Source organism: Amycolatopsis sp. A1MSW2902 (assembly GCF_017312175.1).
GTDB lineage: Bacteria > Actinomycetota > Actinomycetes > Mycobacteriales > Pseudonocardiaceae > Amycolatopsis > Amycolatopsis nivea.
Genome location: NZ_QJPO01000001.1, coordinates 5,194,324 through 5,210,817, shown reverse-complemented (window position 1 = coordinate 5,210,817; position 16,494 = coordinate 5,194,324). Strand labels below are relative to the sequence as shown.

13 protein-coding genes are annotated in these 16,494 nt (G+C 70.0%); 5 read left to right on the top strand and 8 right to left on the bottom strand.

Annotated elements, in window-relative coordinates; genetic code table 11:
- Positions 1 to 16: 16 nt before the first annotated feature.
- Positions 17 to 1,411: a mycothione reductase gene (locus tag DMP23_RS23805; protein ID WP_134733682.1), complete on the bottom strand. Its 1,395-nt coding sequence runs from the start codon at positions 1,409 to 1,411 to the stop codon at positions 17 to 19.
- Positions 1,412 to 1,481: 70 nt separating this feature from the next.
- A complete protein-coding gene (locus DMP23_RS23800; protein WP_337822558.1) occupies positions 1,482 to 2,342 on the bottom strand; it encodes a M15 family metallopeptidase in 861 nt (286 codons plus the stop codon).
- A gap of 172 nt (positions 2,343 to 2,514) precedes the next feature.
- Between DMP23_RS23800 and DMP23_RS23795 the strand changes: the two genes are divergently transcribed.
- Both DMP23_RS23795 and DMP23_RS23790 read left to right on the top strand, forming a co-directional pair.
- Complete coding sequence (locus DMP23_RS23795; protein ID WP_134733686.1) at positions 2,515 to 3,333, top strand: S1 family peptidase; 819 nt, start codon at positions 2,515 to 2,517, stop codon at positions 3,331 to 3,333.
- A 20-nt stretch (positions 3,334 to 3,353) separates the two neighbouring features.
- Positions 3,354 to 3,785 carry a GNAT family N-acetyltransferase gene (locus DMP23_RS23790; RefSeq protein ID WP_134669598.1) on the top strand — a complete coding sequence of 144 codons (432 nt, stop codon included), beginning with the start codon at positions 3,354 to 3,356 and terminating at the stop codon, positions 3,783 to 3,785.
- Here DMP23_RS23790 and DMP23_RS23785 read toward each other — a convergent pair.
- From DMP23_RS23785 to DMP23_RS23770, 4 genes are all read right to left on the bottom strand, one after another.
- Positions 3,782 to 4,948 carry an 8-amino-7-oxononanoate synthase gene (locus tag DMP23_RS23785; RefSeq protein WP_337822557.1) on the bottom strand — a complete coding sequence of 389 codons (1,167 nt, stop codon included), beginning with the start codon at positions 4,946 to 4,948 and terminating at the stop codon, positions 3,782 to 3,784. The genes DMP23_RS23790 and DMP23_RS23785 overlap by 4 nt on opposite strands.
- A gap of 818 nt (positions 4,949 to 5,766) precedes the next feature.
- Complete coding sequence (locus tag DMP23_RS23780; RefSeq protein ID WP_275295671.1) at positions 5,767 to 7,476, bottom strand: DEAD/DEAH box helicase; 1,710 nt, start codon at positions 7,474 to 7,476, stop codon at positions 5,767 to 5,769.
- 320 nt (positions 7,477 to 7,796) lie between these two features.
- Entirely contained in the window at positions 7,797 to 8,753 is a 957-nt protein-coding gene (locus DMP23_RS23775) for a serine protein kinase RIO (protein WP_337822556.1), read from the bottom strand.
- A gap of 772 nt (positions 8,754 to 9,525) precedes the next feature.
- Positions 9,526 to 11,040 carry an FAD-dependent oxidoreductase gene (locus tag DMP23_RS23770; protein WP_337822555.1) on the bottom strand — a complete coding sequence of 505 codons (1,515 nt, stop codon included), beginning with the start codon at positions 11,038 to 11,040 and terminating at the stop codon, positions 9,526 to 9,528.
- Positions 11,041 to 11,132: 92 nt separating this feature from the next.
- Between DMP23_RS23770 and DMP23_RS23765 the strand changes: the two genes are divergently transcribed.
- Positions 11,133 to 11,735 carry a TetR/AcrR family transcriptional regulator gene (locus DMP23_RS23765; protein WP_337822554.1) on the top strand — a complete coding sequence of 201 codons (603 nt, stop codon included), beginning with the start codon at positions 11,133 to 11,135 and terminating at the stop codon, positions 11,733 to 11,735.
- Between the two features lie 85 nt (positions 11,736 to 11,820).
- Here DMP23_RS23765 and DMP23_RS23760 read toward each other — a convergent pair whose 3' ends face one another.
- Positions 11,821 to 12,807, bottom strand: a complete 987-nt coding sequence (locus tag DMP23_RS23760; RefSeq protein ID WP_238607745.1) for an aldo/keto reductase — start codon at positions 12,805 to 12,807, stop codon at positions 11,821 to 11,823.
- An 83-nt stretch (positions 12,808 to 12,890) separates the two neighbouring features.
- Between DMP23_RS23760 and DMP23_RS23755 the strand changes: the two genes are divergently transcribed.
- Together DMP23_RS23755 and DMP23_RS23750 are read left to right on the top strand one after the other, a co-directional pair.
- Positions 12,891 to 14,438 (top strand): phytoene desaturase family protein, encoded by a 1,548-nt coding sequence (locus tag DMP23_RS23755; RefSeq protein ID WP_337822553.1) that lies wholly within the window; start codon positions 12,891 to 12,893, stop codon positions 14,436 to 14,438.
- A 4-nt stretch (positions 14,439 to 14,442) separates the two neighbouring features.
- Entirely contained in the window at positions 14,443 to 15,531 is a 1,089-nt protein-coding gene (locus tag DMP23_RS23750; protein ID WP_337822552.1) for an NAD(P)/FAD-dependent oxidoreductase, read from the top strand.
- Between the two features lie 205 nt (positions 15,532 to 15,736).
- On the opposite strand, the gene yaaA is transcribed toward DMP23_RS23750, so the two are convergent.
- Positions 15,737 to 16,480 carry a peroxide stress protein YaaA gene (gene yaaA, locus DMP23_RS23745; protein WP_337822551.1) on the bottom strand — a complete coding sequence of 248 codons (744 nt, stop codon included), beginning with the start codon at positions 16,478 to 16,480 and terminating at the stop codon, positions 15,737 to 15,739.
- Between the last annotated feature and the right edge of the window lie 14 nt (positions 16,481 to 16,494).

The following is a 16,494-nucleotide window of genomic DNA, read 5'->3' as shown; positions in this document are numbered from 1 at the left end:
CTGGGTATCCCCGGAGTCAGTCCAGCGGCAGATTCAGCAGCGCGTTCTCCACCAGTTCCGGCATCGCCGGGTGGATCCAGTACTGCCCGCGCGCCATCGACCGCGCGTCGAGGCCGAAGCTCATCGCCTGGATCAGCGGCTGGATCACCGTCGACGCCTGCGGGCCGATGATGTGCGCGCCCAGCAGCTGCCCGGTCGCCGGATCGGCCAGCAGCTTCGCGAAACCGGAGGTGTCCTCCATCGCCCACCCGTAGGCGATGCCCGCGTAGTCCTGCTTCGAGACCACAAAGGACAGTCCGCGCTCGGTCGCCTGCGCCTCGGTCAGCCCGACCGACGCCACCTGCGGCGAGGTGAACACCGCGTGCGGCACGAACCGGTGGTCGGCCTTGATGCGGTCGTCCGGGTGCGCCAGATTGTGCTGCACCACGCGGGCTTCGTGGTTCGCGACGTGCTTCAGCTCCAGCGGCGACGAGATGTCCCCGAGCGCGTAGATGCCTTCGACGGACGTCTGCTGGTAGTCGTCCACCACGACGTGTCCGCGCTCGGTGGTGGCGACGCCGGTGGCGGCCACGTCGAGCAGATCCGAGTTCGGCTTGCGGCCGGTGGCGACCAGGATCAGGTCGGCCTCGACGGTCTCCGCGCCCTGCGGGCCTTCGAGATCCAGCGCGACCCCGTTGTCCGTGCTGCGCGCGCGAACCGTCTTGCGGTCCAGCCGGACGTCGAACCGCTGCGAAGCCAGTTCGGTGAACCGTGCGCTGACGTCCGCGTCCTCCTGGCGCAGCAGCGCGCCGGAACGGTTCACCATCGTGACCGCGACGCCGAACGACGCGAAGACGTGCGCGAACTCCGCCGCGATGTATCCGCCGCCGAGGATGACGATCCGCTCCGGCAGAGTGTCGAGCCGCATGACCGTGTCGGAGGTGTAGTAGCCGGTTTCGGCCAGCCCCGGCACGTCCGGGATCACCGGCCGTCCGCCCGCGGCGAGCACGAACCGGTCCGCGGTGACGACCTCGTCCGGACGGCCGTCGGCGAAGCTGACCCGCAGCTCCTTCATGCCGGTGAACCGGCCTTCGCCGCGGTAGACGTCGACGTTGCGGTTGTCCTCGTGGTTCTCGCGGTACTCCGCGCCGCCCTCGGCGATCGGGTCGATCCGGCCGAAGATCCGGTCGCGGATGTCCGGCCAGCGCACCGCGGTGAGCTCCTCGTCCACGCCGAAGCGCGAGCTGTGCGCGGGCGTCGCGGCGACGTCGGCGGCGTAGACGAACATCTTCGTCGGGATGCAGCCGACGTTCAGGCAGGTCCCGCCGAACACGCCTTTCTCGACGATGGCCGTCCGGAGGTCGGCGAACTCCGGCCCGAGGATCGAGTTTCCCGATCCGGTCCCGATGATCACCAGGTCGTAGTGCGGCACGGCGGTCCTTCCCGAAAGCGGTCTGCTGCCAGCCTAGTCAACCCCGGATGCCCGCCCCGGTGTTCCCGGCTCACTCGCCGTTGGCTGTGAAATGCATCCGGTCGACCGGCGACTTCCACGCCCCGCCCCACTGCCAGCCCGCCGCGGCGAACGCGCGCACGACCGGGCCGCCCGCGGTGACCATCCCCGGCCGCACGTTCGCGCGGTCGACGTAGGCGGACGCCAGTTCGGGGAGGACGAGGTCGTCCTTGGTGTAGGGGTTGCAGAACGGATTGACGTCCACCGCGAGCCCGTACGCGTGCGCGGACCAGTTCTTCTGCCCGCGCACCGGGCGGCAGACGAACGCGCTGGTGTCGTTGCCGTCGCCGGTCGGCGAGGCGTCGAGTTCGGCGGGGGAGGTGATGCGCATTTCCTCGATGGGGAACTGCTGCGCGTACAGCTCGCTGAACGCCTTGACCACCGCTGGAGCCGCGTCTTTATTCACCAAGAGCTCGCCGGTGTGCACGCGATGATCGAAGCCCCAGAAGGAAAGCGTGACGTAGCGGAGGTCGGCCGACGACACCGGACAGGCGGCTTGCCAGGTGCTGCGCTTGAGCACGGCGTCGGGGACGTCGGCGATCTTCGAGGTGTACGTCGTGCCGGACGGCGGCGGGAGGAAGTCCTGGGTCGGCAGCGAACGGTTCACCAGTTCGGGTGGAGTCGGCCGGATCTCGCCGAAGCCGTCCGGGCGGCGCGGCAGCGGATGAGCACCCACCTGCCAGGTGACGGCGGGCGCGCTCGTCGCTGTCCGAGTTGCCGGAAGTGTCGGACTGGGCGGTGCCGACGGCGCGCTCAACGGGCTCGGCGGGGGAGCCGCGGGGGTGCTGGTGGCACATCCGGCCAGCAGAAAGAGCGTCAGCGCGCCGGCCGTCGCGGCTGTTTTCCGTCGCATGCCCCCAGCTAAGCGAATGCGCTCGGTGTATAGAGACTCCACCCGTTCCAGTGACACCGTTTTGGGCTTGGCCCGTTTAGGGTAATCGCGGCCGTGTGTGCACGCGCCGGAGTCGGTTGATTCCCGTGCGCGTCCAGGCTGTGCCGTCGTAGTGCCGATGAAGGGAAAGCCCATGCCCGCGAAGTTCCGTCGTCCGGTCCTGCTCGCGGCGGGCTCGCTGCTCGCCGCCGCGATCGCGGTCCCGGTCGGCTCGGCCTGGGCGGCGACGCCGTCCGACCCGGGTTCGCACGCGCAGCCCCGGATCGTCGGCGGCAGCGAGGCTTCGCTGGCCGACCACCCGTACGCGGTCTACCTCACCGACCAGAGCGGCTCGCAGTTCTGCGGCGCGGTGATCGTGAGCCCGTCCGCGGTGGCGACAGCCGCGCACTGCGCGAAAGCCCTGCCGAAGTCGTCCGTCCACGTGGTCGCGGGCCGCCAGGACAAGCGGAGCAGCGACGGCGTGGAACTCGGCGTCTCGCGGGTCTGGGTGAACCCGGACTACAGCGACCCGACGAGGGGCGACGACATCGCGGTCCTCACCGTGCGCGGACGGCTGCCCTACCGCGCGGCGAAGGTCGCGGACAAGAGCGACCAGTCGCTGTACGCGGAAGGCACGCAGGCGACCGTGCTCGGCTGGGGACGGCTGTCCGAAGGCGGGGAGCGGTCGGACGTGCTGCGCAGCGCCCAGGTGCCGCTGGTCAGCGACTCCACGTGCAAGACGGCCTACGACACCTACGACCCGTCGAGCATGGTGTGCGCCGGCTACCCGCAGGGCGGCCAGGACGCCTGCCAGGGAGACTCCGGCGGCCCGCTCGTCGAGGGCGACACGCTGATCGGCATCGTGTCCTTCGGCGACGGCTGCGGAAAGCCGGGCAAGCCCGGGGTGTACACGCGGGTTTCGCAGTTCTCCGACGACATCGCGGCCCAGTCCCAGGCGCGGCTGTTCGGCTGAGCTGTGTTAAGCAAGGCGGCGTGACGACTCTGCACCGCGCCGCCGGGCCTGACCTCTCCGCGGCCGACCTGTACGCGATTCTCCGGCTGCGGTCGGACGTGTTCGTAGTGGAACAAGACTGCGTGTACGCCGACATCGACGGGCTCGATCTGCTTCCCGAGACGGAGCATTTCTGGGTGGCCTCCGATACCGAGGTTCTCGCGTGCCTGCGCGTCCTGGCCGAGCCAAGCGGCGGACGGCGCATCGGCCGCGTAGTGACGGCGAAGTCAGCCCGCGGCCAGGGTTTGGCGGCGCAACTGATGGCGGCTGCGCTGGACGGGGCGACCGGCGCGTTCGTACTGGACGCGCAGACCTATGCGCAGCAGCTCTACGCGCGGTTCGGTTTCGTGGCTGAGGGCGAGGAATTCCTCGAGGACGGGATCCCGCACATCACCATGCGCCGCCCGGCTTAACCGCGGGGCGCGGTCGCGGCGATCACCTTCACCGCGCGGTCGATGTCCGCCTCAGACAGATCCGCGCGGGCGGTAAGCCGCAGCCGGGAAACGCCGTCCGGCACCGCGGGCGGGCGGAAGCAGCCGACCTGAATCCCTTGCTCTGCACAGGCTTCCGCCCACGCGGTCGCTGCTTGCGGCGACGGCGTCCGAACCGCGACCACGGCAGCCTCCGGAAGGTCGACCGGCAGACCAGCGTGCTTCAGGCTCATCGCCAGGTTCCCGGCGTTCTCGATGACCTTCGCCGGCAGCTCCGGTTCGGACTTGAGCACCTGCAACGCCGTCAGCGCGGCAGCGGCACTGGCCGGCGCGAGAGCCGTGTCGAAGATGAAGCTGCGAGCCGTGTCGACGAGATGCCGGATCACACGGCGCGGACCGACCACTGCGCCGCCTTGCGCACCCAAGGCGTTGGAAAGCGTGAGCGTGGTGACGACGTCCGGCGCCGACGACAATCCCGCAGCGCTCACCGCGCCCCGTCCGCCTTCGCCGAGGACACCGAACCCGTGCGCGTCGTTGACGACCAGCGCAGCACTGTGCGCACGACAGATCTCGGCGAGTTCGCCCAGCGGCGCGACCTCACCGTCAGCGGAAAACACCGAGTCAGTAACCACAATCGCCCGCGGTTTGCGTCGAGTGGCCAGCGCGTGCTTGATCGCAGACGGCGTCGAGTGCTCGACAGCCGCGATGTCCGCGCGGGACAGCCGACAGCCTTCGACCAGCGACGTGTGGACGTATTTGTCGGTGACAATCGCCGATTCGGACCCGGACAGGGCGGTCACCGCGCCGAGGTTGGCGGCGAATCCGGAGGAGAAGACGAGCGCCGCCTGGGCCCCGCAGAAGCGGGCGAGTTCGTGTTCGAGTTCGACGTGCAGCTCGGTGGACCCGGTGAGAAGACGCGATCCAGTCGCCCCGGCCCCCCACCGCAACGCAGCCGCGGCGGCTGCCCCGGCGACGCGCTTGTCGCGCGCGAGGCCGAGGTAGTCGTTGCCAGCGAGGTCGAGCACGGAGTGCTGCGCAGGCCGAGGATTCATCCGCCGCGAGAGACCGGCTTCCGCCCGCCGCTGGCCTTCGGCTTCAATCCAGTCGAAGACGTTCTCAGGCGGCAGCGGCGGAGTGTCAGTCACTGAGGCAGTGTCGCATCCGGCTGGGCGCCGCGTTCCCCACCCCCGCCCGGGGACGGACGGGAAGCGGGGCAGGGCAACGGAAACAGACTGGTGGGTTGGGCGTGGTGGGCTCGGGCTCTCGTCGGCGGTGATCGGGCTGTCGGGGTGCGGGCTGGCTGGTGGAGCGGTGCTCCGACGAACGAGACCCGTGGTTCGGCTGCTGCTGTGTCGGAGCGGGTGGTCGGGGGTGCTGGCTAGCGCGTGACCCCCTGCTCAGCGGTGGCGGTACGAGCTGGCGGTGCGTGGTTTGGCGAGCGCGACGCCTCCTTGGCGAGGATCGTTGTGGCGGGGCGTGGGCTGGCTGGCGAGAGAGACCGGTGCTCGGCGGCGATCGCTGCGTCGGGGCGTGGCTGCCGGGAGTGCGGTGACCGCTGTGGATTGCCGGTACGCCCGGGGCTGGCCATTACTTGGGCACCATCGGTGTGTCGAGGCGCGCTTTGCGGCGTGGGGCTTTGCGGCGTGGGACTGGCTGCCGCGCGCGACCCCTGCTCGGCAACAGTCGCTGTCCCGGGGTGCGGGTTGGCGGAGCGTGGTTCGGTGGGCGAGATCCGCCCTCAGCGACGGCCGCCGTGTCGGGGTTCGGGCGCGGGCTGGCTGGCGCGCAAGATCCTGCTTCAAAGAAGACCGCTGCGTCGAAGCGCGACTGTCGCGGTGCGATGGCGTCACGGCCTGACGCCGAGCCCAGGCCCGGCCGCGGCATGCGACCTGGTTCAGCAGGCGGAGCCGGTCCGGAAACGAAGAACGGCCCCGCCGAAGCGGGGCCGTTCTCCATGGATCAATCAGGCGTCGTGACCGCGGCGCGGGCCGCGGCTCGGGCGGCCGAAGCCGCCGCCGGAGCGGGACTGCTGGCGGCTGCGGCTGTAGCCGCCACCGCCGCGGTTCTCGCGGGAGCCGTAGCCACCTTCGCGGGCGTAGCCGCCTTCGCGACCACCCTCGCGCGAGTAGCCGCCCTCGCGGGCGTAACCGCCTTCGCGGGAGCCCCGGCCGTCGTTCGAGCCGCGGTTGTAGCCGCCTTCGCGGGGACCGCGGTCCTCGCGCGAGCCGTAACCGCCGCGGTCTTCGCGCGAGCCGCGGTAGCCGCCGCCTTCGCGTCCGCCGCGGTAGCCGCCGCCCTCACGCGGGCCGCGGAAGCCGCCGCGGTCGCCGCCGAAGCCACGGCCGCCGGAGCGGCGCGGGGACTCCCGGCGACGCTCCACGACCGGCTCGCCGCTCGGCTCGCGGGCGCCGGTGATGCGGGACAGGTCGTCGTCGTGGGTGCGGATCATCGTGGTCTCGGCGCGCACGCCGGCCCGGTCGGTCATCCGGCGGACGGTGCGCCGCTGGTCGTGCGTCACCAAGGTGACGACGATGCCGGACGCGCCTGCCCGGGCCGTGCGGCCGGCGCGGTGCAGGTAGTCCTTGTGGTCCGCGGCCGGGTCGACGTGCAGCACCAGCGAGATGTCGTCGACGTGGATGCCGCGCGCGGCGACGTCGGTGGCCACCAGGACCGCCGCGTGGCCTTCCTTGAAGTCGGACAGGACGCGGTTGCGCTGGCCCTGGGTCTTGCCGCCGTGCAGGGCCACCGCGTGCACGCCGCTTTCGCGCAGCCGCTCGGTGAGCCGGTCCACGTGGTGCTTCGTGCGCACGAACATGATCGTGCGGCCCTCGCGGGCGCCGATCCGGGTGATGATGTCCTGCTTGTCGGAGTGCGACACCTGGAACAGGTGGTGGTCCATCGTGGTGACGCTCGCGGTCGACGGCGCGACCGAGTGCGTGACCGGGTCGGCCAGGTACTGCCGGACCAGCTTGTCGACGTCGCCGTCGAGCGTCGCGGAGAACAGCAGCCGCTGCCCGCCCGGAGGGGTGAGGTCCATGATCTCGCGGACCTGCGGCATGAAGCCCATGTCGGCCATCTGGTCGGCCTCGTCGAGCGCGATGAAGTTGCAGTCGCCGAGCGAGGCGGTGCCCTGGCGGACGTGGTCCGACAGCCGGCCCGGGGTGGCGATCAGCAGGTCGACGCCGCGGGCGAGCGATTCCGCCTGGCGGCCGAAGGACATGCCGCCGACCGCGGTGCGGCACCACAGGCCGAGGGACTTGGCGAGCGGCGTCAGCGAGTCGGCCACCTGCATGGCCAGCTCGCGGGTCGGCACCAGCACGAGCGCGCGGGGGCGCTTCGGGCGGGCCTTGCCGCCGTCGAGCCGGGCCAGGATGGCCAGGCCGAAGGCCAGCGTCTTGCCGGAGCCGGTCTGGGCGCGGCCCAGCACGTCGCGGCCGGCCAGGGCGTCCGGGATGGTCGCGGACTGGATCGGGAACGGCGCGTCGATGCCCGCCTCGGAAAGCGCCCGCAGCAGCGGCTCGGGCAGGCCCAGCTGGGCGAAGGTCTTCACGGCGGGGGTTTCCACCGTGTCGTCGTGGAGAACGTCTCCACCGGCCGGCCGGTGCCGCGGCTTGCGCTCGGGGCGGCCCGCGCGGGAGCGGGCGGACTGGCCGGAGTCGTACGTGATCGTCACAAATGCCTCTCGGACGTGGCACGTCGCAAGGAGGCCCGGGCTGCCCGCGCGCAGGCAGGGCAAGATGGTGTGGCGATGGGCGTTCACAGGGACGGACCCGGTGTGCCGAGCCATGGCATGGCACACCGACGGAAATTGCTTCGGATGGCCGCGAGTCCTTCTGCGGACTGTGGAGGCGACGGACACCAACTCATCCACGCCGCCGTTGCGGTCTTGACACACTCTACCTGAGAGAGAGCGGTTGCCCCGCACCCAGGTGCACGGTTGTGGGCGGGGTCGCAGGTGTGGCCTGTCGCACACCCGCGGCCCCGCCCGGGGACTCAGCCGAGACCGGCCGCGTTTTCCAGTTCCCGCACCAGGTCATCGGTGCCGGTGACCTGTTCGGACAGTCCGCGGCTGTGGAACCAGCCGGCGAGATTCGCGACGTCGCGGGCGAGGAATTCCCGGCCGCGCGGGTTCGCGATCACGTCGACCGCCTGGGGCAGGTCGATCACCATCAGGTGGCCTTCGTGCACCAGGAGGTTGTACGCGGACAGGTCGCCGTGCGCGAGTCCTTGCCCCGCCAGGAGTTCCAGCGCTGACACGGCCTGCTCCCACAGGTCGGCCAGCTCGTCCGGCCCGGGCCGCAGCTGAGCCAGCCGCGGCGCGGCGGTGCCGTCGGACTCGCCGAGGAACTCCAGCAGGATCTCGGTGCCGTGCCGCTGCACCGGATACGGCACCGGCGCGCCGATCGTCCACAAGCGACTGAGGACGGCGAACTCCGCCACCGCCCACTGTTCGGCGATCAGGTTGCGGCCGAACGAGGTGCGCCCGGCCATCGCCCGCATCTCGCGGGACCGGCGCATCCGCCTGCCCTCGAGATAACCCGCGTCGCGGTGGAACAGCTTGTGCTCGTCTGAGCGGTATCGCTTGGCTGCCAGCAGAACTCCGTCTTCTCCGGGAAGGTTGCGGCGCAGCAGATGCACGTCGGCTTCCTTGCCGGTCTTCAGCACGCCGAGGTCGGTGTCGACCGCGGCGAGTTCGGTGACCACCCAATCGGGCCGCGGATGCGGACCCTGGTCGGCGTCGTCCCAGTTGGTCCATCGGTCGGCGCCGTCGGGCAGTGCGGTTTCGGTGTAGGCGTCTTCGCGAAGCTGGGCGAGATGGACTCGCTCGGCTTCGGTGAGCCGTCCCCGGCGAGCGGGGGCGGGCCCGTCGTCGAAGCGGGGGCGACGGCGCATCCGGCGGTCGGTGTAGTCGGAAGCGTCGGAAAATTCGTCGAAATCGTGCTCGCGCACTGGTGGGTTCTCCTAGATGAGGGTGCCCACCGGGCGAGCGCGTGCTCTAGCCGAGGCGGGCGGGCGGAAGAAGGCAGGACAGCGCCCGGACAAACTCCACGACGCACCTCCCTTGCTTCCGGCAGCCGACGGCAACCCGCCGGACGCCGACTACCTTGCCGACCGTCTCGCGCTCGCGCAACTGATTTATTTTCGTGCCCGCTCGGCGCGCGAGTGCGGCGTTGGGGGCTTCTGGTTGTTGTTTCCTGGACTGGCCTAGGGGATCACTCCGTCTGGGTGGGTGGGGTGGCTCGTTGGTTGAGCCGCGTGACTGGACTGTTTCGCGCTCGCCTGCCGTGTGAGTGCGGGTCGGGAGCTTCTGGTCGTCGGCCCCGGGACTCGGCTGGGCGATCCGGGCGGGCGAGGGGCTTGGTTTGTCGGCTGGACTTCGTGACTGATCGTTTCGTGCCCTGCCTAGCGGGTGAGTGCAGTGTCTGGGTGTCGTTAACTGGCCCGCGCGGTTAGTCCGTCTCGGTGGTGAGGCGGCTCGGTTCGTCGGCAGGACCGGGTGACCTGTTTCGTTCACGACTGGCCGGGTGTGAGTGCGGTGTCGGGGAGCGTTTGGCGCACGCGGTCGCTCCATCTCGGTGGCGACGCGGCTCGGCTCCTCGGTGGGACCGCGCTACCGGTTCTTTCGTGCCAGCCTCCGTCAGAGTGCGGAGTCGAGCAGGTGTCGGATCTGGGTCTGGCGTATGGCTCGGGGCTCGGCTTGTCGGTTGGACAGCGTGGCTGGTCATTTCGCGCCTGCCCATCGCGCAAGGGCGGCGTCGAGGAGCTTCTGGTCGTCGCTTCCGGAACTTGCCCACACGATCACTCCGTCCGGGCGGACGAGGAGGCTCGGTTCGTCGGCTGGGTCGGCTACGCGGGTGAGCCGGTCGGTCAAGCCGGCGACTGCGAAGCGGCCGTCGGGGGAGCGGTCGATGAGGACGAAGCTGCCGTCGTGGGCGTGGTCGGCGAGGCGGGAGCCGGAGGTCAGGTCGACGTCTCCGGCGATCGACCCGACTGGGGCGGGGGACTCGTCGGCGACGTTGTAGTGCTGCAGGATTCCGGACGACAGCGCGACGATGCGGTTCATCGCGGCGGGCACTCGGAGCAGTTCGCCGCCGACGATGGTGCGGAGTTGTTCGGTGCGTTCGTCGCCGCGGAGGAGCGCGACTTGGGCGCGGGTCCAGTCGAGCACTGCTGCGCCGATGGGGTGGCGTTCGGTTTCGTAGGTGTCGAGCAATCCCGCCGGTGCCCAGCCTTGGACGGTCGCGGCGAGTTTCCAGCCGAGGTTTGCCGCGTCGCCCAGGCCGAGGTTCAGGCCCTGTCCGCCGAGCGGCGAGTGGACGTGTGCCGCGTCGCCGGCCAGGAATACGCGGCCGTGGCGGTAGTGCCGGGCCTGGCGCGCGTTGTCGGTGAAGCGCGTTGCCCGGCCCTGGATTCCGGTGATGGTGACCGGGACGCCGGTGACGTCGCGGACGGCTTCCTGCAGCTCTTCGACCGACACCGGGGCGTCGCGGTCTTCCGGCGGCTGCCGGAAGCGGCTGAGGAAGATGCGGCCGGGGACCGGGCCGTACGCGTAGACGCCGCGGGGTGTCCAGGTCCAGCCTGGGCGCAGGCCGGTCGCGTCTTCGAAGTCGGCGATGGCCTGGTAGCCGGTCATTTCCGGATCCGTGCCGTCGAACTCGATGCCGAGTTGCTTGCGGATGACGCTCCGCCCGCCGTCGGCCGCGACGAGCCAGCTCGCGGCGAACTCGCCCGCGCTCGTTTCGACTGTCACGGACTCGTCGGCGGCGCGCACGCCGTGCACTTCGACGCCGCGCCGGAGGTCGACGCCCAGCGTGGCGCAATGTTCGCCGAGCATCTGCTCGACTTCCTGCTGTGGCACTCCCAGCCCGTTCGACACCGCCCGGTGCGCGGCGAGCACGGGATCGCTCTGGTCGATCAGGTCGTTGTCGAACAGGAAACCCGCGAAGTGCCCGGCGGCCAGGAACCGGCGGCCGCCCCGTTTGGCCGCCTCGACCGTCGGGCCGAATTTGCCGACCGACGCGAGGAACCGCCGCTGCGCCGCCTCCGCCGCGGGCAGCAGGCCGCGCCGGTCGAGCAGTTCGGCGCTCGCGACGTTGACCGACCCGGCCTTGATGGTCGGATCCGGTTCCGGCAGCCGGTCCAGCACCGTCACCGCCACCCCGCGCAGCGCCAGCTCCCCGGCGAGGAACAGCCCGGTGGGCCCAGCCCCCGCGACGATCACCTCAGTCCGCTCCATGTCGTTCTCCCCTCTACCCTTGCCTGACGGCTTAACCAAGTGTGCTTACTGGGTAAGCTTATCAGGTAAAGATAACACGGAAGGGTGGACTCATGCCCAATCGCGGCGATCGAGGCGGAGCCAAGACGCGGGCGCGGATCGCCGAGATCGCGACCGGGCTGTTCCTCGAGCGTGGGTTCGACGTGGTCACGATCGCCGAGGTCGCCGCTGCGGCCGGGGTGTCCAAGGTGACGGTGTTTTCGCACTTCGAGCGCAAGGAAGACCTGCTCCTGGACCGCCTGCCGGAGGCGATCGACCTGGTGCGGTCGGCGGTCCGCGAACGGACTGGCGGCGTGGTGGACGCGCTCCGGCAGCTCGCGCTGACGCTGCAGGAAGAGGGGCACGTGCTGTCCGGCGTGGGCGGCGACATCGAGCCGCTGATGCGGACGGTCGCGGAGTCGCCCGCACTGATCGCGCGGCTGTGGGCGTTCGGGTACGAGATGGAAGCCGAACTGGCCGCGGAACTCGCCGCGGACGCGCGGTTCTCCGGGGACTCGACGCTGCTCGCGGCGTTGGTGGTGGCGGCTTACCGGACCGTGGCGGTGGAGACGATCCGGCGGCGGTTGGAGGGGGAGGATCTGGCTGAGCTGGCGGCGTCGCACCGGGAGCGGTTGACGCGGGCGTTCGACATGGTCGATCGCCTGGTCAGCGGCTGAGGCAGGCCGCTGCGTCCAGGTCTCGCCTCGGTCAGGGGGCGGCTGAGGCGGCGCTGGACGGAAATCCAGCGCCGCCTCCGGCAAATCAGCCGTTGACGAACGCGAGGTGCGCGGCGTCGTAGCGCTCGCCCGCGAAGTTCTCCGGCGCGGCGACCGCCTCGATCGCGGCGAGATCGTCGGTGGTGAGGTCTACCGTCAGAGCCGCGAGGTTTTCCTCCAGGTACTGCTTCCGCCGCGTGCCCGGGATCGGCACCACGTCCTCGCCGCGCGCCTGCACCCACGCGAGCGCCAGCTGTCCGGTCGTGACCTCCTTCGCGGCGGCCAGCTCCTCCAGCTTCGCCACGATCGCGAGGTTGCGGTCGAGGTTGCCGTCGGCGAAACGGGGCTGGTAGCGGCGCACGTCGTTGTCCGCCATCGTTTCGGTGGAGCGGTAGCGGCCGGTCAGGAAACCGCGGCCGAGCGGCGAGAACGGGACGATGCCGATGCCCAGTTCGCGGCAGGCCGGTGCGATTTCCGCCTCCAGGCCGCGGGTCCACAGCGACCATTCGCTCTGCAGCGCCGCGATCGGGTGCACCGCGTGGGCGCGCCGGACGGTCTGCGCGCTCGCCTCGGAAAGCCCTAGGTGGCGGACTTTCCCGGCCTGAACCAGCTCCGCCATCGCGCCGACGGTTTCCTCGATCGGCACGTCCGGATCGACTCGGTGCAGGTAGTACAGGTCGATGTGGTCGATGCCGAGCCGTCGCAGCGAGGCGTCGCAGGCCTGGTGCACGTAGGCGGCGTCGCCGCGGACCTTGGTCGGTTCGCCGAGGCGGTTCGCGATGCCGAATTTCGTGGCCAGCACGACCTCGTCGCGGCGGTCGGCGATCGCGCGGCCGATCAGTTCCTCGTTGTGTCCGGAGCCGTAAAAGTCAGAGGTGTCAAGGAAGTTCACCCCGAGGTCGACGGCGTGGCGCAGCGTCTCGATCGACTGCGCGTCGTCGGTCGCGCCGTAGCCGTGGCTCATTCCCATGCAGCCCAAGCCCTGTGCGGAAACCGTCAGGCCGCCGAGGTTCCGGGTCGGGACGTCGGTCATGGTCGCTCCTTCTGCGCTGGATCCTGTCTCCGGCGACGCTAAATCCTGGAGCGCGCTCCGGGTCAAGCATTAGGCTCGCGACGGTGGACTACGACGCGGTGATCGTCGGCGGCGGGCACAACGGGCTCGTCGCCGCTGCCTTTCTGGCCCGGGCCGGACGGTCGGTGCTGGTGCTCGAACGGCGTGCGGAGATCGGCGGCGCGGCGGTGTCGTTCCGCGCTTTCCCTGGCGTGGACGTCCAGCTTTCGCGCTATTCGTACCTGGTCAGCCTGCTGCCCCGGCGGATCGCGGCCGAGCTGGGCCTCGATGTCCAGCTGCGGAGGCGGCGGATGTCGTCCTATACCCCGGCCGGCGACGCGGGTCTCCTTGTCGACACGGGCGACGACGAGCGGGCCGGCGCGTCGTTTCGTGCGGTCACTGGGTCCACAAAGGACTATGCGGCCTGGCAACGGTTCTACGCCTCGGCCGCACGGGTGGCGGAGGCGACTTTCGATTCGCTGACCGAGCCGTTGCCGACGCGTGCTGAGCTGCGTCGACGGATTGGCGACGACGAGGCGTGGACGACGTTTTTCGAGTGTCCGGCAGGGGAAACGCTGCGCGAGCTGTTCGAGGACGACGTCGTGCGCGGCGTCGTGCTCACGGACGCGCTGATCGGCACTTTCGCCGCCGCGGACGACGATCAGCTTCGGCAGAACCGTTGCCTGCTCTATCACCTCATCGGCAACGGAACTGGCGACTGGGACGTCCCGGTCGGCGGAATGGGCGCGGTCACCGATGCGCTCGCCGATGCAGCCCGCCGCGCCGGGGCGATGCTGGTCACCGGCGCGGAGGTGCTGTCCGTGACGCCGGACGGAGAAGTTCGTTACCGCTCAGGCGATGCGGAACACGTGGTGGCCGGCGGGCATGTGCTGGCGAATGTCGCGCCGCGCACGCTCGCCCGGTTGCTCGGCGAGGAGCCCGCGGAGTCACCGGAGGGTGCGCAGCTGAAGGTGAACATGGTGCTGCGCCGGTTGCCTCGGTTGAGGGACACGGCGGTCGATCCGCGCGATGCGTTCGGCGGGACTTTCCACGTCAACGAATCGTTTGTCCAGCTCGAAACTGCTTGCCGGGAAGCTGCGGCGGGCCGGATCCCGACGGTGCCGCCGTGCGAGATCTACTGCCATTCGCTGACTGATCCGTCGATTCTCGGCCCGGCTGAGCGGGCGGCGGGCGTGCAGACACTGACGTTGTTCGGCCTGCACATGCCTGCTCGGCTGTTCGAGGCGGACAACGACAGGGCGCGGGCGGAGGCGTTGCGGGCGACGGTGGCGTCGCTGGACAGCGTGCTCGCGGAGCCGATCGAGGACTGTCTCCTGCTGGACGGCGACGGAAAACCGTGTATTGAAGCCAAAACGCCGCTGGATCTGGAGGCGGAGCTGGGATTGCCGCGCGGGCACATCTTCCATCGCGACCTGTCGTGGCCGTATGGCGATGAAGAGACGGCGGGGACCTGGGGCGTCGAGACCGGGCACGAGCGGGTGTTGCTGTGCGGGGCCGGCGCGGTCCGGGGCGGCGGGGTCAGTGGGATCCCCGGGCACAACGCGGCGATGGCGGTGCTCGGTCGACGTTTCGGCGGCGGACAGGCAGGGTGAAGACATGCGCGTGATCGTGATCGGCAGCGGAATCGGCGGGGCTTCGACGGCGTACCACCTGGCGCTGCGTGGAGCGGACGTCGTCGTGGTGGACGCGGACCGGGCCGGGGTGGCGACCGATGCCGGTGCCGGGATTGTCAGCCCTTGGACGTCTTCCTGGGACGAAGCGGTCTATCCGCTCGCGGCTGCTGCTGGGCGGTATTACCCGGCTTTGGCAGCCGAATTGAGCGAGGCTGGGCACGAATCGTCGTATGAGGTGGTCGGCGGGATGGTGGTGTCGGCTTCTGAAGGGGAGCTGACTGAGGCCTTTGACCGGCTTGCCGGGCGGGCGGCGGATGCGCCGGAGGCTGGGGTTGTCGAGCGGCTCGACGCCGGGCAGGCGCGGGAGCTTTTCCCGCCGTTGGCACCGGAACTGGCTGCGGTGCATTTGTCGGGGGCTGGGCGGGTGGACGGGCAGGTCCTGCGGCGTGCGCTGATCTCCGCGGCGATTGACCGGGGCGTTGAGTTCGTGACCGCTGAGGCTGCGTTGGAGCCTGGGCTGCGGGTGCGGGCTGGGGCGGAGGAGCTCTCCGGGGACGCGGTGGTGCTTGCCGCTGGGGCTTGGTCCGGGGAGGTGGCCGAGGCGCTGGGGGTGCCGGTGCCGGTTGTGCCGCAGCGGGGGCAGATCAGTCACTTTGATCTGCCGGGGGTGGAGACTGCTGGGTGGCCGGTGGTGTTGCCTCGGAGCAGCCATTACCTGCTGGCGTTTCCTGGTGGTCGGGTGGTGGCTGGGGCTACTCGGGAGAGTGGGGCCGGGTTTGACCATCGGGTGACTGCGGCTGGGCAGCGGGAAGTGCTGGAGCAGGCGTTGGCTGTTGCGCCTGGGTTAGGGAGTGCGGGGTTGGTGGAGACTCGGGTGGGGTTTCGGCCGGTTTCGCCCGACGGGTTGCCGTTGTTGGGGCAGGTGGCACCTGGGTTGTTTTTGGCTACTGGGTTTGGGCCGGCTGGGCTTACGTTGGGGCCGTTTGCCGGGAAGTTGGTGGCGGAGTTGGTTTTGGGGGCGGATGTTCCTGGGGAGTTGCTGGCTGGGTTTGGGGTGGGGAGGTTTTCTTGAATCGTGTTTGGCTCGTCGCCTGGCGGCGACATCGGCCTCTTGGTTGCGTGGGGCACCCCGAAGCTTGATTGTGCTGACGGTCGGTGGGTGCTTGTCAAGGCGGGAAAGATGCCTTGACAAGCACCCACCGACCGCAGATGAGCTTCGTATCGGGGTGCGGGGGAGGGCTGGGTGCCTCGCTCGTTGGGTGCGTCGGTGCGGGTGGTTAGTCGGTTAGTAGTTCTAGGGCGTGGTCGCCTGTGCGTTCTACTGTTAGGCCTGCTTTGGTGATTACGCGTACTAACTGGTCCACAGTGGACGGTTCGGTGCGCGAGGTGGCTAGTACTGCTGCCAGTTTTCCCTTGTAGGCCTTGTTGAAGTGGCTGACTGTGGTGCGGTTGCCGTTGGCGTCTTCGGTTACTACGCGGACGGTTACTGCGTCCGAAGGCAGCTTTGCGAAGGCTGCGTACGTGCCGGAGCGGAGGTCTACCAGCAGGCCTTCTACGTTGTGCAGTACTGGTTCCAGGACTGGCTTCCACAGGCCTCGTACGGTTCCCAGTGCGGGGACCGTGTTGCCGCCGGAGAGGCGGTAGGCGGGGATGGGGTCGGTTGCCGCTACGACGCCGAACAAGGACGACGTGACGGCCAGACGCTGTTGTGCTTTCGCTAGTCCGGCGCGGGTGAAGCTTTTGACGTCTAGTGCGTCGTAGAGGACGCCGGTGTAGCGGCGCAGGGCGGGCATCGTCGGGGAGGTCCAGAGCTGGGCGTTGCGGGTGACCTCGTCCGCTTGGCGCGCGGAGATGCCCAGTGCGGCGAGGCTCGCGGGGACGTCCGCCGCGAGTTCGACCAGGGCGTCGGCCAGTTTGGCGCGCACCGGGTTCAGCTCTCGGAACGACAATGCGTCCAGGTCCAGCGGCGCGCCTTTGCCGCCGTCGGCTTTGGTTTCTGAAGGGGGGAGGAGCACCAGCACCCCCGGAGCGTAAC

Excerpts from the sequence above, each read along its gene's own strand:
- DMP23_RS23800 (WP_337822558.1), bottom strand. The coding sequence starts at position 2,342 with ATGCGACGGAAAACAGCCGCGACGGCCGGCGCGCTGACGCTCTTTCTG.
- DMP23_RS23795 (WP_134733686.1), top strand. The coding sequence starts at position 2,515 with ATGCCCGCGAAGTTCCGTCGTCCGGTCCTGCTCGCGGCGGGCTCGCTG.
- DMP23_RS23770 (WP_337822555.1), bottom strand. The coding sequence starts at position 11,040 with ATGGAGCGGACTGAGGTGATCGTCGCGGGGGCTGGGCCCACCGGGCTG.
- DMP23_RS23765 (WP_337822554.1), top strand. The coding sequence starts at position 11,133 with ATGCCCAATCGCGGCGATCGAGGCGGAGCCAAGACGCGGGCGCGGATC.
- DMP23_RS23760 (WP_238607745.1), bottom strand. The coding sequence starts at position 12,807 with ATGACCGACGTCCCGACCCGGAACCTCGGCGGCCTGACGGTTTCCGCA.
- DMP23_RS23750 (WP_337822552.1), top strand. The coding sequence starts at position 14,443 with ATGCGCGTGATCGTGATCGGCAGCGGAATCGGCGGGGCTTCGACGGCG.